Source organism: Amycolatopsis melonis, assembly GCF_040064235.1.
Lineage (GTDB): Bacteria > Actinomycetota > Actinomycetes > Mycobacteriales > Pseudonocardiaceae > Amycolatopsis > Amycolatopsis melonis.
The window spans coordinates 51521-75502 of the sequence record NZ_JBDZYD010000002.1 but is presented as its reverse complement, the minus strand read 5'-3'; the positions used below and the strand labels follow the sequence as shown (position 1 = coordinate 75502).

Here is a 23982-nt window from a genome sequence, read left to right as displayed (position 1 = left end):
GGGGGAGGCCTCCCCGGGACCGCCCGGTTTACAAACACGACCCCCCCCCCGTCTCTTTGTCGACCGGTCCCAGGTCAGACGTCGACCTGGTAGGCGATCAGGCTGATGTGCGGGAACGGCCGCCAGTCCCGCTCGGCCAGGCGCACGAACCCGAGGCGCTCGTACAGGCGATGCGCGCTGTACATCGTGTCGAGGCTGCTCAGCACCACCTTGCGGAGGCCCAGCGCCCGCGCACGGTCGAGCACCGCCCTCGTCAGCGCCTCGCCGATCCCACGCCCCCGCGCCGACGGCGCCACCGCCAGCATCCGGAACTCCAGCTCGCCCGGCCGCGAGATCTCGGCGTACTCCGACCCCGGGCGCACGACGGCGACAGTGCCGAGCACCTCCCCCGCCGCGTCGACGGCGACGAGGACCTCGGCCCGCTCGGCCCGCCGCGCGACGTCACGCAGCTCCGCGTCGTACCCGACGTCGCCGGCGAGGTGGCCGTCGACGTCGTAGGCCTGCACCGTGACCTCGCCCGCCGCGGCGTACTCCTCGGGCCGCGGCGGCCGGATCTCGACATCACCCATCCGTCTCCCCAGTCTCTTCTTCGGCGTTCTCGTCGCCGGCCGGCAGCGCCACCTCTCGCGCCGCGTCGGGGCCCTGCTCCAGCAGGACGCGGAAGCCGGCCTCGTCGAGCACCGGTACCTTGAGCTGCACCGCCTTGTCGTATTTCGAACCAGGCGAGTCCCCCACGACGACGAACGCGGTCTTCTTCGAGACCGACCCGGCGGCCTTGCCCCCGCGGGCCATGATCACTTCCCTGGCCTCGTCGCGGGAGAAGCCGTCGAGCGAGCCCGTCACCACGATCGACAGGCCTTCGAGGTTGCGCGGGATCGAGTCGTCGCGCTCCTCCTCCATCCGCACGCCGGCACGCCGCCACTTTTCGACGATCTCGCGGTGCCAGCCGACCTCGAACCACTCGCGCGTCGCACGGGCGATGGTCGGGCCCACGCCGTCGACCGCCGACAGCTCCTCCTCGGTGGCCTGCTCGATCCGCTCGATCGATCCGAACTCGCGGGCCAGCGCCTGCGCCGCGGTCGGCCCGACATGGCGGATCGACAGCGCGACCAGCACCTTCCACAGCGGCCGGTCCTTGGCGGTGTCGAGGTTGGCGAGCAGCTTCCGCGCGTTCGCCGACAGCTCGCCCGCCTTCGTCCGGAACAGCTCGACCTCGGCGAGACTGTCTTCGTTCAGGTCGAAGACGTCGCCCTCGTCCGCGACGACCCGCGCCTCGAGCAACGCGACCGCCGCCTCGTACCCGAGAACCTCGATGTCGAGGGCGCCGCGCCCGGCCAGGTGGAACAGCCGCTCCCGCAGCTGCGCGGGACAGAACCGGGTGTTCGGGCAGCGGATGTCCTTGTCGCCTTCCTTCTGGTAGGCGAGCTCGGTGCCGCACTCCGGGCAGTGCGTGGGCATGACGAACTCGCGCTCGTCGCCCGTGCGGGCGTCCACGACCGGCCCGAGGACCTCGGGGATGACGTCACCGGCCTTGCGGATGACGATCCGGTCGCCGATGAGCACCCCCTTGCGCTTGACCTCCTCCTGGTTGTGGAGGGTGGCCCGGGCGACGGTCGACCCCGCGACGGTGACCGGCTCGGTGACGGCGAACGGGGTCACCCGCCCGGTCCGCCCGACGCCGACCTGGATGTCCAGCAGCTTGGTGATCGCTTCTTCCGGCGGGTACTTGTACGCGATCGCCCACCGCGGCGCGCGCGAGGTCGTGCCCAGCCGCCGCTGCAGCGTCACCTGGTCGACCTTGATGACCACGCCGTCGATCTCGTGCTCGGCGTCGTGCCGGTGCTCACCCCAGTAGTCGATGTGCGCGGTGAGCTCGTCGGCCGAGGTCAGGACCTTGCTGTATGGCGACACCGGCAGCCCCCACGCGGCCAGCGCCTCGTACGCCTCCGACTGGCGCTGCGGCTCGAAGCCTTCGCGCTTGCCGAGGCCGTGGCAGATCAGCCGCAGCCGCCGCTCGCGGGTGATCTTGGGGTCCTTCTGCCGCAGCGAGCCGGCCGCGGTGTTGCGCGGGTTCGCATACGGCGGTTTCCCCGCGTCGACCATCTTGGCGTTCAGCTCGAGGAAGTCCTCGACGCGGAAGTAGACCTCACCCCGCACTTCGACCAGTGCGGGCACCGGGAACTGGTCGGTGCCGGTCAGCGTCTCCGGTACCTGGTCGAGCGTGCGGACGTTGAGCGTGACATCTTCGCCGGTCCGGCCGTCACCGCGGGTGAGTGCCCGGGTGAGGCGGCCGTTTTCGTACAGGAGGTTGACGGCCAGGCCGTCGATCTTCAGCTCGGCGAGGAACTCGGTGCGCCCGACCTCCTTCTCGACGCGTTCCACCCAGGCCAGGAACTCGTCCCGGTCGAACACGTTGTCCAGGCTCAGCATGCGCTCGAGGTGGTCGTGCGTGACGGACTCGGCCGAGAAGGTGCCGCCGACGCGCTGGGTCGGCGAATCGGGCGTGGCCAGCGCGGGATGCGCTTCCTCGATGCGCTGCAGCTCGCCCAGCAGCTCGTCGAACTGCCCGTCGGAGATGATCGGCGAGTCCAGGACGTAGTAGCGGAACTGGTGGTCGCGGACTTCCTCGGCGAGGGCAGTGTGCCGCTCGCGCACGTCGGCCGGGACGTCGGCGACGTCCTCCGCGGCCACCGGGGCATCGACCGCCGCGACCTGGTCCTGGGGAAGTTCGGTGCTGCTCACGGGTGGTAACCCTAGCCGGAGGCACCGACATTTTCGCCCGGTCCGCTGCCCAGCCCGCGGACCAGTTCACGGAACTCCAGAAGGGTGATCGCCCCCGCCGGTTCGGCTTCCGCGGTCTCGACGCGCCGTAACCGCTCGGCGGCGAGCCGTTCCCCCAACGTCGCGTCAAGGGGCAGGAAGGTCATCGTCTGCCGCGTGGCTTCGTCGAGATCGCCGAACCCGGGATGGAAGACGGCGACGTCGACGACGTGCTCGTCGTCGTCCACCTGCGCGACGACCCGGACGTCGGCCAGCGCGATCCGGTGCGCGCCGAGGTTCACGGTCACCTCGGTCGGGTCGGGAACCGGCGGAACCGAGTCGTGGTACTCCCAGATCGCGTCGTCGGGTGGCGCGGCCGCCCGCCAAGCGTCGGTGAACGGGCGCAGCTCCGGGTCCTCCTGGCCGGTCACGACCAGGGCGTAGATCGCCTGGCGGCCGCGCTCGAGCGAGAAATGCAACCGCGGGTGCAGCGCCTCGACGAGCTGGCACAGCTCGTGCTCGACCCGGTGCGGCTCGCCCTCGCCCAACGCTGCGCTGACCACCGGCAGCAGCTCGAACCAGCCGCGCCAGAACGCCTCCGCAGCGGTCTCCGGATCTTCGGGAACGGGCTGCTCGGGCCACGCGGTGCGCGGGTCAGGCGGGTCGGCGTCGGTGCTCTTGCGGCGGAACAGGCGCATGGTTTCGGATGGTCCTCGTTCGATCGGCTCCCTCGACACGCTACTTGCCGTCCACGGCCGGCGTCGGCGAGTTGCCGGATTCGGGTCACCAGCCTTCCGGCGGCTCCACGAAGGCTTTGCCGAGGTCCCGGGTCAGCGAGAGGGCCCGGCGCATCCATTCCGGCGTCGCGCCGGCGAGGCCGCAGGCGGGCGTCGGCACCGCTCGTTCGGCGAGCACGCTGCGGTTGAAACCCAGCCGGTCGGCCAGCCGGAACGCGGGCTCGCCGACGTCTTTCAGGCCCGGCGGAGACGCGGGAGACGTCGCCGGGACCGCCCCAAGAAACAGCGTCGCCCCGCTGTCCCACACTTCGCCGATCTCGTCGAGGAACGCGGCAGAAGCACCGTCGAGTGCGGCGAGGTCGAAGGCCAGGCCGTCCGCGCCGGCCTCACGCAGCAAACCGAGCGGCGGTTTGCCGGCACAGCAGTGCAGGATCACGGGCCGCCCGGTGATCCGCTGCGCGCCCTCGATCACCGTGGCGAGCACCTGCCGGGCCTCGGGCTCCGGCACCGCCGGCACGTTCCCGTAGCCGGACGGCGTCGACAGGCCACCGGCCAGCACTGCGGGCAACGACGGCTCGTCGAACTGCACGACGACCGGCGCGCCGGTCCGGGCCTGCACTTCCGCGACGTGCCCGGCAAGCCCGTCCAGCAGGGACGACATGAAGTCCCGCAAGGCGCCGCGATCGGTGAGCACACGATGGCCCCGGGGCAGCTCGATTCCGGCGCCAAGTGTCCACGGCCCGGCCAGCTGGACCTTGAAGACCGGCGGGGTGGCCCCGGCCTTCTCCCGCGCTTCCTGCACGGCGTCCAGATCCCAGCGAAGCAGGTCGACGGCCCGCCGGTGCTCGTGCCCGGGCCGCGGGGCGACACGGTAACCGCTCGGCACGACGTCGACGGCCAGGTCGACCAGCAGCGCGGCAGTCCGGCCGAGCAGGTCCGCCCCGACGCCACGGGCGGGCAGCTCGGGCAGGTGGGGGAAGTCGGGCAGCTCGCCGAACACGACCGCCGCCGCTTCCGCGGGATCGGTGCCCGGCATCGAGCCGATCGCCGTCGCGGCACCACTGGGCCAAAGTCGCTCACTCACGCCTGCCGATTCTGGTGGACCACCCGACGGCCACGCCGACCGGGCCGCCGCAGCCGGCCGCGGCAATGCCGACATATGCCGCATTTGCTTGTACGACCACCATGAACAGGTTGACGCGGATAGGCTGACCGGCCATGACGAGTTCGCCACCGCAACCGGGCTGGTATCCCGACGCGCGGGACCCCCGTCTGCACCGATGGTGGGACGGCCGGGCCTGGACCCCCAACACCCGGCCCGCCTACCAGGTGCCGCCGCCGAGCGATGCCGAGCCGATCGAGCTGGACATCGAGCGCGCCCACGATCCGAACCGGATCCAGAACCAGGTCAACCGCGCGACAGGCGGCCGGGGCGGCACCCGTGCCGGTGGCGGGACGCTGTTCACGGAGCCGGTCCTGGTGGTCAACCAGCGCGCCAAGCTGATCGAGATGGCCAACGAGTACGGCGTCTTCGACCAGCACGGCAACCGGCTCGGCGGGGTCGTCGAGGTCGGCCAGAGCGTGCTGAGGAAAGTCATCCGCCTCCTGACCAAGTACGACCAGTTCCTGACCCACAGGTTCGAGGTCCGCGACGCCAACCACAGCACCGTGCTCAAGGTGACCCGCCCGGCGAAGGTGTTCAAGTCCCGCTTCCTCGTCACGCGGGCCGACGACACCCCGATCGGCGAGATCGTCCAGGAGAACGTCTTCGGCAAGATCCGGTTCGGCTTCGTCGTCGACGGCCACTCGGTCGGCGGGATCTTCGCCGAGAACTGGCGTGCGTGGAACTTCTCGATCCGCGACCACACCGGCACCGAGATCGCCCGGGTGACCAAGACGTGGGGCGGGTTCATCAAAGCCGCCTTCACCACGGCCGACAACTACGTCGTCGAGATCCACCGCCCCCTGCCGGATCCGCTCGCCAGCATGGTGATCGCCGCGGCCCTGACGATCGACACAGCGCTGAAGCAGGACAGCGACTGATCGAGTGACCGGCATCTCAGCCTCTCCCGGTGGACAGCGGCCGCGGCACGGCCCAGCCTGAAGAAAGGCCGGGACACCGCAGTCTCGCCGGGACGGAGGTCACCGTGGAACCGTTGCCGGAAAGCAGCGACAGGAACTGGACCGAGCCCGGGATCTACGAGGTTTCGGCCGGCGTCTACCGGATCCCGTTGCCGCTGCCGAACGACGCTCTGCGCGCGGTCAACGTCTACGCGGTTACCGACGGCGAGAAGCTCGTCCTGGTCGATTCCGGCTGGGCGTTGACGCTGGCCAGGCAACAGCTCGCGGACGCACTCAGCGGGATCGGCGCCGAACTCGCCGACGTCAGCGAGTTCCTCGTGACCCACGTGCACCGCGACCACTATTCGCAAGCCGTGGTCCTCCGTCGTGAATTCGGTTCGAAAATCGCCCTCGGCCAAGACGAGGAGCCATCGCTCAAGGTGTCGGGCAACCCCGACCGGCTGCCGATGGAGGCCCAGGTCGACCTGCTGTACCAGGCCGGTGCCGTCGAAATCGTCGAAGCGCTGGGCCGCCAGTTCGGCACGGATCTGCGGCACACGGAAGCCGACCTCTGGGAGGCTCCCGACGAATGGCTGACGCCGGGCAGGCGGCCTATCCTGCCCGGACGCGAATTCGACGTCGTCGCCACTCCCGGGCACACGACCGGCCATGTCGTGTTCGTCGACGACACCGCCGATCTGCTTTTCTCCGGCGACCACGTGCTTCCGCACATCACACCCTCCATCGGGTTCCAGCCCGTCCCCGCCGAGTTGCCGCTCAACGACTTCATCGACTCGCTGCGCCTGGTGCGCGCGATGCCGGATCGCCGGATGCTCCCGGCGCACGGCCCGGTGTCCGAAAGCGTGCACACGCGAGTCGACGAACTGCTGGACCACCATCGGCAACGCCTCGAGACGATGGGGTCGCAGATCGCCTCCGGAGCAAGCACTGCCTACGAAGCCGCGCACCGGGTCGGCTGGACCCGGCGCAACCGGAAGCTGTCCGAAATGGACTCGTTCAACCAGATGCTGGCCGTCCTGGAAACTGCGGCACACCTCGACCTTCTGGTCTCCCAAGGAAAACTGATCACCCAGACCGTCGACGGCGTTCGGCACTACTCGATGCCCTGAGACGTCGCACCTGTCTTGGAGGTAACGGTTGCGTCGCGAGCCGGGCAGCTGCCTGGTTTCCGGCATACTGGGTGAAATGGATGTCATCAGACGCGCCCGGGTCACGGACATCGAGGCGCTCGTGCGCCTGTTCGGCGCACCGGGCGAACCGCTGGCAGCCGCACTCCGGGAACTCCTGAACACGCCTCACGTCACGGTGGTTGTGGCCGAGGACGACAACGGCGTCGCCGGCACTGCACAACTGACGGTCTTGCGTGGTCTCGCATGGGAAGGCGCGACCCGGGGTTTGCTCGAGGGCATCCGCGCAGCCCGGCGCGGCGTGACGAGCGCGCTCCTGACCTGGGGTATCGACGAAGCCCGCCGGCGCGGCTGCTCGCGCCTCCACCTCGACTCGGGCCTCGCCCGTGGCGACCTGCGGGATTTCTACGCCCGGTTCGGTTTCGAGTACAGCTACCAAGGGTTCACCCGCGCCCTGTGATACTGACGCGGTGACCGACTACACTATCCGCCGGGCACGCCGCGACGACGTCGCCGCCATCGTGCGCATGCTGGCGGACGACCAGCTCGGCGCGACCCGCGACGATCCCGGCGACCTCGAACCGTACCTGCGGGCCTTCGACGACATCGACGCAGACCGGAACCAGTTCCTGATGGTCGTTGCGTCCGGCGACGAGCCCGTCGGCACTTTGCAGCTGACGATCATCCCCGGACTTGCCAGGCGTGGCGCACTTCGCGGCCAGATCGAAGCCGTGAGAATCCGCGCGGACCACCGGGGTTCCGGGCTCGGCGCAGACTTCGTCCGGTGGGCGATCGACGAGTCGCGGCGACGCGGATGCGCGCTCGTGCAGCTCACGTCGGATGTCACCAGGACGGAAGCACACCGGTTCTACGAGCGTCTCGGCTTCACGCCCAGCCATATGGGTTTCAAGCTCAAGCTGTGAGCAGCAGCAAGCATCAACACCAGAACTGTCCACTTCAGACAGATTAACATTCAAGTCTCCTCCAGGATCGGTACGCGGACATCCGCGCACGCGAACCATTCCGAATCAATTGCGGTACGTCAAGCTGCAAAGGGCGCGAAAGGACCGTTCGCTCCCTTTCACCACCCATTCCTCTGAATCTCGATGACTTTCTTCCCGTCCCGTCGTACGGTCGGACCCATGACCTCTTCACAACCCGCACAGAAGCTCGTACCCGCCACCGAACCGCTGAACGCCGGCGACAAGCTCGCGTTCGTCCTCCAGGCGGTCCGAGCCGATCCGGATACGTTGCAGCGCATGAAAGACGACCAGCTGATCGACTTCATCCGTGACATCGAGGGCGAGATCTCCAAGCTGCAAGCGCTGCAGCTGAGAGCGATCGCAGATCTGAGCGTGCGCCGGAGACGGACGCCCAGCGCCGCTTCGGAAGTCGCTTTGGCTTTGTCCATAACAGAACACCGCGCCAGCGCCATCGTTTCCGCGGCCAACGCCTTGATCGCGCGGCTCCCCCGCATGCTCAACCTCATGGACGACGGCAAGCTGGACCTCTATCGCGCTATGAAGGTCACCGATGCGACAGCATGGCTGTCGCGCGAACGTGTTCGCGTCGTCGACGCGAAGCTCGAGGATCGGGTCCCGGGACGGAACGCCACCCAGGTCCGAAGAGCCGCGGCTCACGCAGCTGCGAAGGCCGATCCGGAAGGCGCAGCGCTTCGCACCGAACGAAAGCTCATGGAGCGACGGTTCAGCATGCATCACCAGGACACCGGCGTGACCCACTTATCCGTCAATAATGCGCCGACTGAGAAGGCGACCGCCGCGTTCGTCCGCATCGACCAAGCTGCTCGAGCGCTGAAGACGCCGGACGAGCCGCGGACCCTGGATCAGCTCCGCGCCGACGTGGCAATGGATCTGCTGCTCAGCGGCACGGGCGGCCCGGGCGCACGCACCGAGGTGTTCCTGCACATCGATCTGGACACCTACCTCAACCTCAGTGAATCCCCGGCGACCTTGGCCGGGCGCGGGTCTCTCGCAGCCGCAGTGGCCCGCCACATCATCGGCGGCCCCGACACAGCGCTTCGACGGGTGCTCACCGACCCGCGTTCCGGCCAGGCGATCGAACTGTCCCCGGCGCGCCACCGTCTCGAACGGGACGAATTCATCCGTGTCCGCGACCAGGAATGCCGTCAGCCGGGATGCACGCGGCCCGCACAGAGCTGCGACGTCGAAGACACCCGCACGGCCGGCCAAGCCGACGGAGTCGCGGATCAGCCGGTCACTTACTGCTCGCGCCACCGCAAGCTGAAGGGACAGCCCGGCTGGGACTACGAGGTCACCCCGGACGGCACCGTGAACGTCGCGACTCCTGCCGAGAAGGTGTACTCGACGACACCTCCGGCACAGCACACAACGCGCTGGCGCGCGAAACGAGTTCTCAAGAAGCCGAAGAAATGACCGGAGTCAGCGTGTGCCCGAGATCTTGGCACTGCCGAGGACGATGTCTCCACCCTCGGGATCCGGGCGGTAGAGAACGACGACCTGCCCGGGAGCGACTCCACGCAGCGGCTCCCGCAAGTGCACGGTCATGGTGTCGGAGTCCACATCGGCGACTGCGTCGACAATGCCTCCGTGGGCCCTGACCTGCACGACGCACTCGGTCGGTTCAGTCAGCGGCTTCCCGCTGGGCCAGATCGCGCGATCGGCCTCGATCACCGTGACGCCCAGTCCGGCCGCGGAGCCGACCTTCACAGAACCGGACACCGGTTCGAGCGACAGGACGTACCGAGGACGGCCGTCCGGCGCCGGAGCGTCGATCCCGAGACCCTTGCGCTGGCCGACAGTGAACCCGTGCACGCCGGTGTGCCGGCCGAGAACCGCGCCCGTCTCGGCGTCCACGAGTTCGCCGGGGCGCTGCCCCAGGCGGCTTTCCAGGAACTTCTTGGTGTCGCCGTCCGGGATGAAGCAGATGTCGTGGCTGTCCGGCTTGTTGGCGACGGACAAGCCGCGTCGCTCCGCCTCGGCCCGCACGTCGGACTTCCAGGAGTCGCCGAGCGGGAACATGGCGTGGCTGAGCTGCTCCGCGGTGAGGGAGGCGAGCACGTACGACTGGTCCTTGCCACTGTCCGCACTCCGACGCAGCTCTGGTACGCCGTCCACGACGGCGAGGCGCGCATAGTGGCCTGTCGCGACCGCGTCGAACCCGAGAGCCATCGCCTTTTCGAGGAGAGCTTCGAACTTGATCTTCTCGTTGCAGGTGACGCAGGGGTTGGGGGTGCGTCCAGCGGCATATTCGCCGACGAAGGTCTCGACGACCTCTTCGGTGAAGCGCTCGGCGAAATCCCAGATATAGAAAGGAATTCCGAGAATGTCGGCCGCCCGGCGGGCGTCGTGCGAGTCTTCGATCGTGCAACACCCGCGCGAGCCGGTCCGCAGGGTGCCCGGTTTGGCCGACAGCGCCAGGTGCACGCCGACGACGTCGTGCCCGGCGTCGACGGCACGTGCCGCGGCGACTGCCGAGTCCACTCCTCCGCTCATCGCGGCCAAAACCCGCATTGCCTTACACCTCTTGCTTCTGGGTCTGCTTACGCATCCCGGCGAGACCTGCCTGCCGGGCGCGCATGACGACTCCGCCGATCTCGGCGGCCACTGCCTCGATGTCCGCGGCGGTGGATGTGTGCCCGAGCGAGAAACGGAGAGAACCACGCGCGGCCGCCGGGTCGGCCCCCATGGCGAGCAGCACGTGGCTGGGCTGCGCGACACCGGCCGTGCACGCCGAGCCCGTTGAGCATTCGATGCCCTTGGCGTCGAGCAGCATCAGGAGGCTGTCGCCGGCGCACCCGGGGAACGTGAAGTGGGCGTGGCTCGGCAGCCGCTCGCCATCGGCGCCGTTGAGGATCGCGTCGGGGACTTCCCGCCGGATGACGTCGATGAGCCCATCCCTGAGCTCTTCGACGCGTTTCGCATACTCGGCGCGAGTCGCGATACTGGCTCGGACGGCAGCGGCGAAACCCACGATCGCGGGGACGTCCAGGGTGCCCGAGCGGACGTTGCGCTCCTGGCCGCCGCCGTGCAGCAGGGGCACGCAGGTGACGTCGCGACCAAGCAGCAGCGCCCCCACACCGAACGGACCGCCGAGCTTGTGGCCGGTCAGGGTCAGCGCAGCAGCGCCGCTGGCGGCGAAGTCCACCGGAACGGCGCCGACGGCCTGGACCGCGTCCGTGTGGAACGGAATGCCGGACTCGGCGCACACAGCCGCCAGGTCGGCGATGGGGTTGACCGTGCCGACCTCGTTGTTCGCCCACATCACCGTCGCCAGCGCCACGCTGTCGGGGTCCGCCGCGATGGCAGCACGGAGCACGTCCGGCGAGACGCGGCCCTGACTGTCCACGTCGAGCAGGACGATCTCCGCGCCGCAGTGAGCTTCGAGCCATTCGACGGTGTCGAGTACCGCGTGGTGCTCCGCAGCACCGCATAGGATGCGGCGTCGCTGCTCGTACTCGTCGTGGCGGGCCCAGTAGATGCCCTTGATCGCGAGGTTGTCGCTCTCGGTGCCGCCGCCGGTGAAGATCACCTCGGAGGGCCGGGCGCCCAGCGCGTCGGCGATGATCTCCCGCGCTTCCTCGACCATCCGCCGGGCCCGGCGGCCCGAAGAGTGCAGCGCGGAGGCGTTGCCCACGGTGGACAGCGCCTCGGTCATCGCCGCTATGGCTTCGGGCAACATTGGAGTGGTCGCCGCGTGGTCGAGATAGGTCATCGCTCCACCAGGGTAGTCCGCTCCAGCGCGTGACGAAGCCCACCCTGGCCCTCGGAGTGGGCTGTCACACCTTCGACGGCCACCGTCCGGTCAGCCGGACCCCCAACGTCGTGAGCGCCACCAAGGCCACCGTGAGCAGGGCCATTGCCGGGGACGGGTCGAAAACCGAGCCGACCGCGCTGAGCAGGACACCACCCAAGCCGATGAGCAACGCGGACCCGACCCAGTCCGCGAGCTGCACCGCCGAAGTGTTGAATCCGCGTTCCCCTTCGGGCGAGTAGCGGAGCAGCAGGACGGAGATCGCCGGCATCGCGATCCCCATGCCCGCGCCACCGACCGCGCACGCCACGAACGCAGGCCAGCCGGGGAACCAGGGTTGCGAAACCAGGCCGAAGCCGACCAGCCCCGCTGCGACCAGCCAGAACCCGGTACGCAGCGATGCCTCCCTCGACCAGTTGAGATAGCGGCCTTGGACGGCAGAGGCGGCAGACCAGCCCAGGGCCGTGATCGTCAGAGGCAGGCCGGCGAGCGCCGGGCTGTAGCCGTGGACGGCGCTCATCGTCAGGGGCAAGTACGCCTCCATCCCGGCATACGCGCCGGCGATCAGGGCACGGGAGGCGACAACCGTCGGCAGGCCGGGACGGGATGTCAGTGTCCCGACCGGCAGCAGCGTGCGGAGGGCGTAGGCCAGGGCCACCAGCCCGACCGTGCCGTAGGCGAGGGCGAGCAGCGACTGGTGCTGGGCTGCCCACGTCAACGCCGCCACGCCCAGGGCGGCGATGATCGCCTGGGGGACGCTTGCGCGGCGGCCGCCCGGGGCAGGTGTGTGGGTGGGCAGACGCCGGACGACCACCACCAGCATAGCCGTGCCGATGCCCACGAGCGGGACCAGGCCGAGGAAGACCCAGCGCCAGCCGACGCTGACCGTCACGACCCCGGCCACCGACGGGCCGATGACCGCGGGCAGGACCCAGGCGGCGGCGTTCGCCGCGTAGATGACCGGGCGTTCGTGATCGGTGAACGTCAGCGCGATCAGGAGGGAAACCGAGACCAGGAGCAGGCCCGATCCGAATCCCTGCAGGGCGCGTCCGAGCAGGAACATCGGCATCCCGCTCGCCATGCCGGCGACGACGAGGCCGACCGCGAACAGTGCCGGACCGGCGAGCAATGCCGGTGCCGGGCCGCGGCGGTCGCCGATCCGGCCCGACAGGACCGTCGCGACGACGCTGGAGATCAAGAAGATCGTGAACGGCCACGAATACAGTGACGTTCCGTGGAGGTCGGCGACCAGGGTCGGCATCGCCGTCGCCACGCCCATGCTCTCGAACGCGACCAACGTGACCACGAGCAGCAGGGCGATCGTCGTCAATCGGTGCTCCGCGCTCCAGAGCACGCTTCGGCGACGGGGTGCGGAGTCGATCGTCGAGGTCATGATCACCAGCCTGCAACCTCCAGCCCGGTGAAGGTCAAGCCGATTCAGGGGGCGACGCGCTGCCGTCTCCAGGTTGGCGCAGGTGTAGTTCGCCGGGCTTCGCGGGCCGCCATGGCCGTTTCACGCGCGTCGGTGGACAGACCGACGGCGGTGCGGCAGGTGACCGCCTCCGCGGTCCGGTCATGGCCGTGCAGAGCACGCCTCCGATGAATTGAGCGGGCGGGATGCGCTGCTCCAGTTCGAGGAAAGCAGGACGCGGCGCGACGACGTCGGAGACGGCGGGCTGCTCGTCCGGGCGGTTCGATCAAGTTCGCTGGACGAGCCGGCTTCCCAGGGAGGACATTCGAAACCGAGCCGACAAACCAAGGAGTGCAGACAACACCATGCGAGCGATCACCTTCTCCGCCTACGGCGGGCCGGACGTCCTGCAGCTGTCCGAGGTCCCGGTGCCGGAGCCCGGTCCGGGGCAGGTGCGGCTGGCCGTCCGGACTGCCGGGGTCAACCCGATCGACTGGAAGATCCGCAGCGGCGCCATGCAGCAGAACTTCCAGGTCCCCTTCCCGCACATCCCGGGCCTCGAGGTCGCGGGAGTCGTCGACGCCGTCGGTGAGGGTGCGGACTTCGCCGTCGGCGACGAGGTGTTCGGCTGGTCCGAGACCGGCGCCTACGCCGAGTACGCGCTGGCGAAGGCCGTTGCGCCGAAGCCGGCGAGTCTCTCCTGGGTGGACGCGGCGGCGTTGCCGGTGGCCGGGGAGACCGCGCTTCGCGTTCTCGGGCTGCTGGGTATCCAGGAGGGCGAGACGCTGCTGATTCACGGCGCCAGCGGCGCCGTCGGCCGCTTCGCCGCTCAGGTTGCCGTTGCGCGTGGGCTGACCGTCATCGGCACGGGCGGGAGCCGGAGCCTCGATGACCTGAAGTCGCTGGGCGTCGATCCGGTGCTCTACGGCGACGGGTGGCTGGAACGGGTTCGCGAGGCCTCGCCCGGGCCGGTGGACGCCGTCTTCGACGCCGCCGGGCGGGGCGTTCTTCCCGGGTCCGTCGAGCTGCGGGGCACGAAGGAGCGGATCGTCACCATTGCCGACGGGGCCGCTTTCGAGCTGGGGATTCCGTTCTCCAGCATGAGCGAGCAGACGCGTGAGGTGCTCACCGAGATCGCCGGCTGGGTCACCGATCGCGGGGTCGGCGTCGTGCAGGGCAGGAGCTACCCACTCGCCGAAGCCGCCGCCGCGCAGGTCGAAAGCGAAGGCGGGCACCCTGGCGGGAAACTGACCATCGCCGTCAGCTGACAGGCGGGCACGCGCCCCGCTGCCGCCGGGACGCGGCGGCAGTGGGGGCCAGGGTCGCTAAGCCAGGCGGGCCGGCTGGCGCCGGGTCCGGCGGCGCTGCTGGGCCGGGATCTGGACCGTGCCCAGTGCCGAGTGGACCGCCGCCTCGGCGAGGTCGGCCAGCTCGCGGCGGCTTTCCGCGCGGCCGGGGGCGATCTCCGGGCAGATGTGGACCTCCAGCACCAGGCCGCGCATGGCCGCGACCCGGCGCAGGGACGCGATCAGCGACTCCGGGCCGATGAACGCCGGGCGGCTCGTCTCGCGGCCGTCGGCGAGGCGGTAGCGCAGCGCGATCGGGCGTACCGGGACGCCGCCGTCGATGGCCGCCTGGAACGTCGCCGTCGTGAACCGGCCCGACGCCAGGCCGCACCACGTCGTGCCCTCCGGTGTCACGCTCACCAGGGAACCCGTCCGCAGCGCGTCGGCCAGCTCGGCCATCGTGGCGGGCAGCGTCCTCAGGCGCTCGCGGTCGAGGAAGATGCTGCCGCCGCGGCGGACCAGCCCGCCGAGCACCGGCCAGCCCGCGATCTCCTTCTTGGCCAGTGCGCGCATCGGCCGAAGCGCGTTGATCGCGATGATGTCCAGCCACGAGATGTGGTTGTTCACCACCAAGGCGCCGCGGCCGGCGGGTGCGGTCAGGAAGTCGGCGCCGCCCCGGACGTCCAGGCGGACGCCGAAGGCGCGCAGCATTCCGCGGAAGATCAGCCGGACCAGGCGTTGCCGGCTGCCCGGCACCAGCAGGACGGGGGTGGCGAGCAGAGCCGCGAGGACGACGCCGATCGCGGCCGCGAAGCGCAGGACGCGGCGCGGGAGGCCGACTTCGGGGTCGGTGGCGGTGAGACAGCCGTCGCCGCAGGGCGAGGACGGCATCCAGGCGTGGGTCATCCCTGCACTCCGAGGAAGAACTTCAGGTAGCGCTCGTCGACGTTGTGCAGGTCCAGCACCACGAAGAAGTCGGCGACGCCGAAGTCGGCGTCCAGCGCCGGCGGGCCGTACGCCTGGGCGCCGAGACGGACGTAGCCCTTGATCAGCGGCGGCATCGTGACGCGCGCCGGGCGTTCGATTCCCGATGCGTCCCAGGGGATGCGGGGCGAGACGCGGGTTGCCTCGTCCGAGTAGTGCTTGGTGCGCAGGACGTCCCACACGCCGGCTGCGGTCGCGCCGCCGTCCGTCAGGGGGACGGACGCGCAGCCGGCGAGGTAGCGGTGGCCGGACAGCAGCATGTAGCGGGCGATCCCGGCCCAGACGAGGCTGACGACGGCGCCGCTGCGGTGGTCCGGGTGCACGCACGAACGGCCGGTTTCGACCATCGACGGACGCAGGCCGTCGATCGCGGTAAGATCGAATTCGGAATCCGAGTAGAGCTTCCCCGCCCGGGCGGCGCGCTCCGGCGGCAGCATCCGGTAGCAGCCCACGATGTCGCCTGTGTTGTCGTCGCGGACCACGAGGTGGTCGCAGAACTCGTCGAACTCGTCGACGTCGAGCCCGGGCCGCAGGGAGTGGAGGCGCGCGCCCATTTCCTCCGCGAAAACCCGGTGCCGCAGCTTCTGGGCGGCGACCACTTCGTCGTTCGCGTGGGCGACGAGGAGGGAGTACCGGGGAGCGTCGGCGGGGAGTTCCGCACCCGCCTGATCAGTGCTGACGAGGAGCTGTGACGTCGTCATGGTCAAGGTGTACCTGCGCGGAGGGAGCCGCGGAGAGTGCCATCCGATGACCGATTCATGCACGTTCAGTGAATGGCGGGTTCTGTGTCCCGGAAACGCACGAAGGGCCTTCCGGGAGTGACCCGGAAGGCCCTTCGAGGGCGAAGATCAGCCCTTGCGCTTCTCGACCGCTTCGGTCAGCTGCGGCGCGACGTTGAACAGGTCGCCGACGACACCGAAGTCGGCGATCTCGAAGATCGGCGCCTCCGGGTCCTTGTTGACGGCGATGATCGTCTTCGACGTCTGCATGCCGGCGCGGTGCTGGATCGCGCCGGAGATGCCGAGCGCGATGTACAGCTGCGGCGACACCGTCTTGCCGGTCTGGCCCACCTGGAACTGCGCCGGGTAGTAGCCGGAGTCGACGGCGGCGCGCGAAGCGCCGACAGCCGCGCCGAGCGCGTCGGCCAGCTTCTCGACGACGTCGAACTTCTCCGCCGAACCGACGCCACGGCCACCGGAGACGACGATCGAGGCCTCGGTCAGCTCCGGACGGTCGCCGCCGGTCACCGGCTCGACGCCGGTGATCTTGGTGGCCTTGGCCGGGTCGACGGCGGGGATGTCGACGGTCTCCTCGGCCGCCGCGCCCTCGGCGGGCTCGGCCTCGACCGCGCCCGGGCGGATGGAGACGACCGGGGCGCCCTTGGCGGACTTGGACTTGACGGAGAACGCGCCACCGAAGATCGACTGGTCGATGACGCCGTCGCCGTTGACGCCCACGGCGTCGTAGATCAGGCCGGAGCCCAAGCGGACGGCCAGGCGAGCCGCCACCTCCTTGCCTTCACCGCTGGCGGTGACCAGGACCGCGGCCGGGGAGACCTGCTGCGCCAGCGCGGCGAGCACGTCCACCTTGGGCGTGACCAGGTAGTTCGCGGCGTCGTCGCCTTCGGCGACATACACCTTGGCGGCGCCGTGGGACGCCAGCGCCTGCTTCGCCTTGCCGGCGGTGCCGGTCGGGCCGACGACGACGGCCGACGGCTCACCGAGCGCGCGGGCGGCGGTCAGCAGCTCGAGCGTGACCTTCTTGACCTCACCGTCGACGTGGTCGACGAGGACGAGTACTTCAGCCATGGTTCTACTTCCTCCTCGAAGGACCGTTGTCAGATGAGCTTCTGGCCGACCAGGTACTCGGCGACCTTGGTGCCGCCGTCACCCTCGTCCTCGACCTTCTCGCCGGCGGTGCGCGGCGGCTTGGGCGAGGCCTCGGTCACGGTGGACCACGCGTTGGCGAGGCCGACCTCGCCCGCGTCGATGCCGAGGTCGGCGATGGTGACCGTCTCGACCGGCTTCTTCTTCGCGGCCATGATGCCCTTGAAGGACGGGTAACGCGGCTCGTTGATCTTCTCGCCGACGCTCACGATCGCGGGCAGGCTCGCCTCGAGGTGGGTCAGGCCGTCCTCGGTCTCGCGGGTGGCCTTGATCGTCGACCCGTCGACGGTCAGCTCGCGCACGTAGGTGACCTGCGGCAGGCCGAGCAGCTCGGCGAGGATCGCCGGGACGGCGCCGCCGCGGCCGTCGGACGACTCGTTGCCGGCGATGACCAGGTCGAAGCCCTCGACCTTCTTGATCGCGGCGGCGAGGACCTTGGCGGTGGCGATCGCGTCGGAGCCGTGCAGGGCCTCGTCGGAGACGTGGATGGCCTTGTCGGCGCCCATGGACAGGGCCTTGCGGATGGCGTCGGTCGCGCGGTCCGGGCCGACGGAGATGACGGTGACCTCGCCCTCGCCGGCTTCCTTGATCTTGAGCGCCTCTTCGACGGCCTTCTCGTTGATCTCGTCGAGCACGGCGTCGGCGGATTCGCGGTCAAGGGTGTGGTCGGACCCGCTGAGCTTCCGCTCCGAGTAGGTGTCCGGTACCTGCTTGACCAGGACAACGATGTTGGTCATGGGTCTGCTTCGACCTCCCGGTTCGTGGCCCGCGGACGACCACGGGACAGTGCTCTACTGGCCGGTAGATTAGGGGCATTCGGGCGCGGAGACCCGCCGAGGTGACGCCATTCACCTGGATGCGCAATCTAGTGGGACTATCGTCCCGGTAGTTGACCGGTTACCCCACCCGAACCGCCGTTCGTCCGATCGGACCAACCACGGCCTACTCGCAGTAGGTCGTTACGAAGTAACCTCCCGCACCATGCCCGCGCGCATCGCTGTCGTCACCGACTCGAGCTCCTGCCTGCCCGACCTCGTCGCCTCCCGGTGGGCCATCGGCGTCGTCCAGATCCAGCTGAACCTGGGTGGTCACTTCGACGACGAGAACCGCTTCGACCGCGCCGAGGTGATCGACGCGATGAGAGCGGGGCAGGTGATCACCACGGCGCCCCCGGATCCGGGGGCGTTCTTCTGGACCTACCAGGAAGCGGCCGCCGCCGGCGCGACCGCCATCGTCAGCATCCACATCTCCGGCCGCATGTCCGACACCGTCCGCGCGGCCCGGGAGGCCGCCCAGCAGGTCCGCATCCCGGTACACGTCCTCGACAGCCGCACCACCGGGATGAGCCTGGGCTTCGCCGCGGTGTCCGCGGCCCGGGCGGCCGCCGCCGGCGCGGACGCCGGCCGTGTCATCGAAGCCGCCGAGCGCCGGTGCCTCACCAGCAGCGAGTTCATCTACGTCGACACGCTGGAGTACCTGCGCCGCGGCGGGCGGATCGGTGCCGCGCAGGCGATGCTCGGCACCGCGTTCTCGATCAAGCCGCTGCTCACCGTCAAGGACGGCGAGGTTGCGCCGCTCGCCCGCGTCCCGGGCACGCGGCGGGCGCTGGCCAAGATGGTCGACCTCGCGGTGAAGAAGTCCGGCGGGTTCCGCGCCGACATCGCGGTGACCCGGTTCGGCGCCAGCGACCACGAGCTGGAGATCGGCAGGCAGATCGAACGCCGGGTGCCCGCGATGGTCGAGAGCATGGTCGTCGAAGCGAGCACGGTGATCGGCGCGCACCTCGGGCCCGGCGCGCTCGGCATCACGGTGTCGCCGGTGGGGTGACCCGGCGACCCGGGATCGCCAGCACGACGAGTGGCAGTAGGACGCCGGCCCCGGTCAGGGCGAGGATGAGGACCTGGTCGACCGGCTCGAAGTGCGCCACGTGCCCGAGGTGGTAGGCGAAATGCGGGACGCCGAACAGCAGCGCGGCGAGCCCGGCCAGCCTGGCAGTGGCTGTGGTAGCGATCACGGCGGCGCCGAGCAGCGTCGCCGCGAGGGCCAGGTTGAGGCCGCCGAAGTCGCGCAGGAGGTGCTCGTTGAAGGGGCCGTCCATCGCGACCCAGCCGGTGCGGAACCCGGGAAAGTCCTGGTAGAAGCCGGTCGGTGTGATCAGTGGCCAGCCGCCGGCCACGGCCTCGACCACGCCGAAGACGGCGAGCAGGATGCGGGTGATGGTTCGTTGCATGACCACGGAACGAGACGGCCGGGCCGGACGTGACACCCGCTAGGGTCGCGGAGGTGACCACCCCAGCCACCCGGGCCGAGGCGCTGCACCTGACCGGCGAACGGACCGTCCCCGGCATCCCCGAGGAGAACTACTGGTTCCGGCGCCACGAAGCCGCGTACGCCGCGCTGCTCCCCTACTGCGCGGACGCGACGGTGCTCGAAGCCGGCTGCGGTGAGGGCTACGGCGCGGGGCTCATCGCCGGCATCGCGCGCCGGGTGCTCGCGCTGGACTACGACGTCCCGACCACCGAGCACGTCGCCCGGCGTTACCCCGAGGTCGGCGTCGCGCGGGCGAACCTGGCGTTCCTGCCGGTGCGGGACGCCGTCGTCGACGTCGTGGCGAACTTCCAGGTCATCGAGCACCTGTGGGACCAGGCGGGGTTCCTCGCCGAGTGCCGCCGGGTGCTGAAGCCGGGCGGGCGGCTGCTGGTCACGACGCCGAACCGGCTGACCTTCACCCCGGACAGCGACACGCCGCTGAACCCCTTCCACACCCGTGAGCTGGCCCCGGCCGAGCTGGCCGAATTGCTCACCGACGCCAGCTTCGACGTCGAGACGCTGCACGGCCTGCACCACGGCGAGGCTGTGCGGGCGCTCGACGAGCGGTACGGCGGTTCGATCATCGACGCCCAGCTCGACGTGGTCATGGGCACGCTGCCCGGGCAGGCCGTCTGGCCGCCGGCGCTGCTCGCCGACGTCGCCGCGATCGAGGCCGGCGGGTTCGCCATCCACGGCGACGACCTCGACGCGAGCCTCGACCTGATCGCCGTGGCGGTGCGCCGATGACCGAGGGCACTTTCTGCCTCGTCGTGCACAGCCACCTGCCGTGGCTGCCGCACCACGGGAGCTGGCCGGTCGGCGAAGAATGGCTGTACCAGGCGTGGGCGCACTCGTACCTGCCGATGGTCGAGCTCCTCGAAAAGTTCGCCGCCGAGGGCCGCCGTGACGTGCTGACGCTCGGCGTGACGCCGGTGCTCGCCGCGCAGCTCGACGACCCGTACAGCATCCGCGCCTGCCACGACTGGCTCGGCCACTGGCAGCTGCGTGCCCAGCACGCGGCGACGTTGTGGCGCGACGACCCGCTGCTGCGGGAGCTCGCGGCGGCCGAGCACCGGACCGCGGTCCGCGCGGCCGACGAATTCGGCGAGCGCTGGCGGCACGGCTTCTCCCCGATCCTGCGGTCCCTGGTCGACAGTTCGACGATCGAGCTGCTCGGCGGCCCGCTGGCCCATCCGTTCCAGCCGCTGCTGGACCCGCGGGTGCGTGCGTTCGCGCTGGAGGCGGGGCTCGCCGACACGGCGTTGCGGATCGGGTCGCGGCCCGAGGGGATCTGGGCGCCGGAGTGCGGTTACGCGCCCGGCATGGAAACGGGTTACGCCGCCGCCGACGTGCGGCGGTTCATGGTCGACGGGCCGTCGCTGCGCGGGGAGACCTGGGCCGCGCGGCCGGTCGGCGACACCGACGTCCTCGCCTTCGGCCGCGACCTCGAAGTCACCTACCGCGTCTGGTCGCCGAAGGCCGGCTACCCCGGGCACGCCGCCTACCGCGACTTCCACACCTGGGCGCACGAGGTCGGGCTCAAGGCGTCGCGGGTCACCGGCAAGACCGTCGAGCCGCAGGACAAGGCGCCGTACGATCCGTCGCTCGCCGCGGACGTCCTGGGCCTGCACGTCAAGGACTTCGTCGACACCGTCGTGACACGGCTGCGTTCGCTGAAGGCGCAGCACGGGCGGGAGGCACTCGTGGTCGCCGCGTACGACACGGAGCTGTTCGGGCACTGGTGGCACGAAGGCCCGGCCTGGCTGGAGGGCGTGCTGCGCGCGCTGCCCGAGGCCGGCGTGCGGGTGACGACGCTGAAGGGCGCGGCCGAGGCGGGGCACGTCGGCGAGCCGATCGAGCTGCCGTCGTCGTCGTGGGGGTCGGGCAAGGACTGGCGCGTCTGGGACGGCGAGCAGGTCAAGGACATGGTCGCCGCCAACGCGGCGCTGCAGGAGCGGCTCCTCGACCTGGTCCGGGGCCTGGACCGGACGGCGCGCGACGTCGTCGCCGACCAGGCCGTCGCCGAGGCGATGCTGGCACTGGAAAGCGACTGGGCGTTCATGGTCACCAAGGACTCCGCCGCGGACTACGCGCGGCGCCGCGCCGCCGTGCACACCGAGCGCTTCGACGCGCTCGCCGGGCTGCTGCGCCGCGGCGAGCGCGCGCGGGCCGAAGAGCTCGCCGCCGCCTACCGCGCCGACGACGGACCGTTCGGGCACCTCGACGCCCGGGCGCTGAAGCACGACTGAAAGGGACGCACTCCATGGGGATCCACGACATTCCGGTCCGGACGCTCGACGGGCAGGACAGCTCGCTCGGCTCGCTGGCGGGCAAGGTGCTGCTCGTGGTCAACGTCGCGTCGAAATGCGGCCTGACCCCGCAGTACTCCGGGCTCGAACGGCTCCAGGAACGCTTCGGCGGCCAGGGCTTCTCCGTGGTCGGATTTCCGTGCAACCAGTTCGCGGGTCAGGAGCCGGGCAGCGCGGAGGAAATCCAGACGTTCTGCTCGACGACCTACGGCGTCACCTTCCCGCTGTTCGAGAAGATCGACGTCAACGGCGAGGACCGGCACCCGCTCTACGCCGAGCTGACCAAGACCGCCGACGCCGAGGGCGCCGCGGGCGACATCCAGTGGAACTTCGAGAAGTTCCTCGTCGGCGCCGACGGCGAGGTCCTGGCCCGGTTCCGGCCGCGGACCGAGCCCGAGGACGAGACGGTCGTCAAGGCCATCGAGGCGGCGCTTCCGGCCTGACACCCGAGGCGGGGGACGCCGGTCCCCCGCCGTCGCCGGAATCAGGACGACCCGGCGTCGATCACCGCCCGGGCGCACCGGGCGACGACCGCGGGGTCCACCTTGACCACCCGGCGGTCGTAGGTCAGCAGGCCGTTGACCTCGTTTTCGACATCGGTCGTCTGCGTGTAGACCGCGCCGGACAGCCCACGCTCGGCCACCGCCCGCTCCAGGGCCGCGCTCACCTCCGCGTAGCGCTCGGTCAGCCGCTCTCGCGTGGGCGTCATCTCGTACGCGTTCGGCGGGCCGGGCCAGCGGTGGTCGTCGAGGACCAGGCCGAGGCCGCCGTACTCGCCGTCGACGATCGCGCGGCCGTCGCGGACCGACGGCTCGCCCGGGCCGACGTAGGTGTGGTCGTCGTAGACGTCGCCGGCGCCGCTGTCGGGGCGGGAGAAACAGCAGTTGACGCCGCTGTTGGCGACCACCAGCCGGGTCGGGTCGAGTGCCTTGACCTTTTCTGCGACACGGGCGGTCTCGAACTCGCCCCAGCCCTCGTTGAAGGGCACCCAGCCGACGATCGACGGAACCGGCTGCAGCTGCGTCACCATCGCCGCCAGTTCCGCCTCGAACCGCTCCTGTGCCCTGGGCACCGGGTCCGGCGCGATCCCGGGTGGCCCGTCGAAGGAGACCGTCAGCGACGGCATGTCCTGCCAGACGAGCAGGCCCAGCGTGTCGGCCCAGAAGTACCAGCGTGCCGGCTCGACCTTGACGTGCTTGCGGACGAAGTTGTAGCCCAGCTCCTTCGTCTTCTCCAGGTCGAAGCGCAGGGCGTCGTCGGTGGGCGCGGTCGAGATGCCGTCCGGCCAGTAACCCTGGTCGAGGGGGCCGTGCAGGAACGTGACGCGGCCGTTGAGGGCGATCCGCGGGCGGCCGTGGTCGTCCGGGAGCAGGCCGATCGTCCGCAGGCCCGCGTAGCTGCCGGTTTCGTCGAGGAGCGCGCCGTGCCGGTCGCGGAGTTCGATGCGCAGCGTGTAGAGGTACGGGTCGGCGGGTGACCACAGGCGTGGTTCCGGAACGTCCACGCGCACCGCCGTGCCGGGGGCGCCCGACGCTCGGGCCACTTCGGCGCCGTCCGCCGAAACGACGACCACGACCTCGGCGCCGCCGGTGACCTGGGGGAACACCGTCACGCCGGTCAGGTCCGGGGTGAGCTGCAGCCGTTCGACGTGCTGGGCGGGGACCGGCTCCAGCCACACCGTCTGCCAGATGCCCGACGACGCCGTGTAGCAGATCCCGCCGGGGGTGTTGCGCTGCTTGCCGACCGGGAAGGTCTCGATGTCGGTGCGGTCCTCGGCACGCACGGTCAGCTCCTGCGGCCCCGAAGCGCGCAGGACGTCGGTGATGTCCGCGCTGAACGCCGTGTAGCCGCCTTCGTGGGTCGCGACGAGCTGGTTGTTGACCCACACCTTCGCCGTCTGGTCGACCGCGCCGAAGTGCAGGAGGACGCGCTCGCCGTGCCACCCGGCGGGCACCTCGAAGAGGCGCCGGTACCAGAGGACCTCGTCGCGTCGTCCGATTCCCGACAACGCCGATTCCGGCGGGAACGGCACCAGGATCCGCTCGGCGTAGCCGGAGGGGCGTGGCTCGTCCGGCGACGACGGCCAGCCGGCGTACTCCCAGACGCCGTTGAGGTTCAGCCAGCGGGGCCGGGTCAGCTGGGGCCGCGGATATTCGGGCAGCGCGTTGGCCGGGCCTGCCTCGGTGGTCCACGGGGTCGTCAGGGGCGGGTCGAGCCGGCGCCAGCCGGTGTCCTCGGGTGAAGTCATCCCGGCCGATGGTGGCAGAGATCGCCGAGGCCGCCAGTGATCGGCGTCACAGGCGGACGCGCGGGCCAGCACGGGCCCGTCCGGCAA

23 protein-coding genes are annotated in these 23982 nt (G+C 70.3%); 10 read left to right on the top strand and 13 right to left on the bottom strand.

The genetic code is table 11. The features are described 5' to 3' along the window. Positions 1–74 precede the first annotated feature (74 nt). From ABJI51_RS04900 to ABJI51_RS04885, 4 genes are all read right to left on the bottom strand, one after another. Complete coding sequence (locus tag ABJI51_RS04900; protein WP_348947746.1) at positions 75–569, bottom strand: GNAT family N-acetyltransferase; 495 nt, start codon at positions 567–569, stop codon at positions 75–77. Further along, positions 562–2742: an NAD-dependent DNA ligase LigA gene (gene ligA / locus ABJI51_RS04895; protein ID WP_348947745.1), complete on the bottom strand. Its 2181-nt coding sequence runs from the start codon at positions 2740–2742 to the stop codon at positions 562–564. Before ligA ends, ABJI51_RS04900 begins: the two co-directional genes overlap by 8 nt. 11 nt (positions 2743–2753) lie before the next feature. Continuing rightward, positions 2754–3458, bottom strand: coding sequence for a hypothetical protein (locus ABJI51_RS04890; protein WP_348947744.1), 705 nt, complete (start codon positions 3456–3458; stop codon positions 2754–2756). An 85-nt stretch (positions 3459–3543) separates the two neighbouring features. Further along, the gene (locus ABJI51_RS04885; protein ID WP_348947743.1) at positions 3544–4581 is read right to left on the bottom strand and encodes a methionine synthase; all 1038 of its coding nucleotides are present in this window, start codon (positions 4579–4581) and stop codon (positions 3544–3546) included. A gap of 134 nt (positions 4582–4715) precedes the next feature. Here ABJI51_RS04885 and ABJI51_RS04880 point away from each other — a divergent pair, with 134 nt between their 5' ends. The 5 genes from ABJI51_RS04880 (at position 4716) to ABJI51_RS04860 (ending at position 9123) form a co-directional block, all read left to right on the top strand. After that, positions 4716–5540, top strand: coding sequence for an LURP-one-related family protein (locus ABJI51_RS04880; protein WP_348947742.1), 825 nt, complete (start codon positions 4716–4718; stop codon positions 5538–5540). Between the two features lie 104 nt (positions 5541–5644). After that, positions 5645–6688 carry an MBL fold metallo-hydrolase gene (locus ABJI51_RS04875; RefSeq protein ID WP_348947741.1) on the top strand — a complete coding sequence of 348 codons (1044 nt, stop codon included), beginning with the start codon at positions 5645–5647 and terminating at the stop codon, positions 6686–6688. A gap of 76 nt (positions 6689–6764) precedes the next feature. Continuing rightward, complete coding sequence (locus ABJI51_RS04870) at positions 6765–7166, top strand: GNAT family N-acetyltransferase (protein ID WP_348947740.1); 402 nt, start codon at positions 6765–6767, stop codon at positions 7164–7166. Between the two features lie 10 nt (positions 7167–7176). Continuing rightward, the gene (locus ABJI51_RS04865; RefSeq protein ID WP_348947739.1) at positions 7177–7629 is read left to right on the top strand and encodes a GNAT family N-acetyltransferase; all 453 of its coding nucleotides are present in this window, start codon (positions 7177–7179) and stop codon (positions 7627–7629) included. 219 nt (positions 7630–7848) lie between these two features. Next, the gene (locus tag ABJI51_RS04860) at positions 7849–9123 is read left to right on the top strand and encodes a DUF222 domain-containing protein (protein ID WP_348947738.1); all 1275 of its coding nucleotides are present in this window, start codon (positions 7849–7851) and stop codon (positions 9121–9123) included. A 6-nt stretch (positions 9124–9129) separates the two neighbouring features. On the opposite strand, the gene mnmA is transcribed toward ABJI51_RS04860, so the two are convergent. From mnmA to ABJI51_RS04845, 3 genes are all read right to left on the bottom strand, one after another. After that, complete coding sequence (mnmA, locus tag ABJI51_RS04855) at positions 9130–10221, bottom strand: tRNA 2-thiouridine(34) synthase MnmA (protein WP_348947737.1); 1092 nt, start codon at positions 10219–10221, stop codon at positions 9130–9132. A gap of 4 nt (positions 10222–10225) precedes the next feature. Beyond that, positions 10226–11422, bottom strand: coding sequence for a cysteine desulfurase family protein (locus ABJI51_RS04850; protein WP_348947736.1), 1197 nt, complete (start codon positions 11420–11422; stop codon positions 10226–10228). Between the two features lie 64 nt (positions 11423–11486). Next, on the bottom strand, positions 11487–12854 hold the full coding sequence (locus ABJI51_RS04845; RefSeq protein WP_348947735.1) for an MFS transporter: 1368 nt from the start codon (positions 12852–12854) through the stop codon (positions 11487–11489). Positions 12855–13237: 383 nt separating this feature from the next. On the opposite strand from ABJI51_RS04845, the gene ABJI51_RS04840 reads away from it, so the two are divergent. Beyond that, complete coding sequence (locus ABJI51_RS04840; RefSeq protein ID WP_348947734.1) at positions 13238–14140, top strand: NADP-dependent oxidoreductase; 903 nt, start codon at positions 13238–13240, stop codon at positions 14138–14140. A 57-nt stretch (positions 14141–14197) separates the two neighbouring features. Here ABJI51_RS04840 and ABJI51_RS04835 read toward each other — a convergent pair whose 3' ends face one another. The 4 genes from ABJI51_RS04835 to ABJI51_RS04820 all read right to left on the bottom strand — a co-directional run bounded on the left by ABJI51_RS04835 (position 14198) and on the right by ABJI51_RS04820 (position 17765). Further along, positions 14198–15064, bottom strand: coding sequence for a lysophospholipid acyltransferase family protein (locus ABJI51_RS04835; protein ID WP_348947733.1), 867 nt, complete (start codon positions 15062–15064; stop codon positions 14198–14200). Beyond that, positions 15061–15843: a GNAT family N-acetyltransferase gene (locus ABJI51_RS04830; RefSeq protein ID WP_348947732.1), complete on the bottom strand. Its 783-nt coding sequence runs from the start codon at positions 15841–15843 to the stop codon at positions 15061–15063. The genes ABJI51_RS04835 and ABJI51_RS04830 overlap by 4 nt, the downstream gene beginning before the upstream one ends. Before the next feature lie 147 nt (positions 15844–15990). Then, on the bottom strand, positions 15991–16950 hold the full coding sequence (locus ABJI51_RS04825) for an electron transfer flavoprotein subunit alpha/FixB family protein (protein ID WP_348947731.1): 960 nt from the start codon (positions 16948–16950) through the stop codon (positions 15991–15993). 29 nt (positions 16951–16979) lie between these two features. Continuing rightward, positions 16980–17765 carry an electron transfer flavoprotein subunit beta/FixA family protein gene (locus ABJI51_RS04820; RefSeq protein ID WP_348947730.1) on the bottom strand — a complete coding sequence of 262 codons (786 nt, stop codon included), beginning with the start codon at positions 17763–17765 and terminating at the stop codon, positions 16980–16982. A 244-nt stretch (positions 17766–18009) separates the two neighbouring features. Between ABJI51_RS04820 and ABJI51_RS04815 the strand changes: the two genes are divergently transcribed. Next, positions 18010–18855 (top strand): DegV family protein, encoded by an 846-nt coding sequence (locus ABJI51_RS04815; protein WP_348947729.1) that lies wholly within the window; start codon positions 18010–18012, stop codon positions 18853–18855. Here the strand turns inward: ABJI51_RS04815 and ABJI51_RS04810 are convergent. After that, a complete protein-coding gene (locus ABJI51_RS04810) occupies positions 18833–19258 on the bottom strand; it encodes a hypothetical protein (protein ID WP_348947728.1) in 426 nt (141 codons plus the stop codon). The two genes, ABJI51_RS04815 and ABJI51_RS04810, sit on opposite strands and share 23 nt — an antisense overlap. A 53-nt stretch (positions 19259–19311) precedes the next feature. Between ABJI51_RS04810 and ABJI51_RS04805 the strand changes: the two genes are divergently transcribed. From ABJI51_RS04805 to ABJI51_RS04795, 3 genes are read left to right on the top strand one after another with little or no spacing between them, the layout of a single operon-like run. After that, positions 19312–20085, top strand: a complete 774-nt coding sequence (locus ABJI51_RS04805) for a class I SAM-dependent methyltransferase (protein ID WP_348947727.1) — start codon at positions 19312–19314, stop codon at positions 20083–20085. After that, a complete protein-coding gene (locus ABJI51_RS04800) occupies positions 20082–21587 on the top strand; it encodes a 1,4-alpha-glucan branching protein domain-containing protein (protein ID WP_348947726.1) in 1506 nt (501 codons plus the stop codon). Before ABJI51_RS04805 ends, ABJI51_RS04800 begins: the two co-directional genes overlap by 4 nt. Before the next feature lie 14 nt (positions 21588–21601). Continuing rightward, positions 21602–22090 (top strand): glutathione peroxidase, encoded by a 489-nt coding sequence (locus tag ABJI51_RS04795; protein ID WP_348947725.1) that lies wholly within the window; start codon positions 21602–21604, stop codon positions 22088–22090. 41 nt (positions 22091–22131) lie between these two features. Here the strand turns inward: ABJI51_RS04795 and ABJI51_RS04790 are convergent, their stop codons facing one another. Beyond that, positions 22132–23895: a glycoside hydrolase family 2 protein gene (locus ABJI51_RS04790; RefSeq protein WP_348947724.1), complete on the bottom strand. Its 1764-nt coding sequence runs from the start codon at positions 23893–23895 to the stop codon at positions 22132–22134. Positions 23896–23982 lie beyond the last annotated feature (87 nt).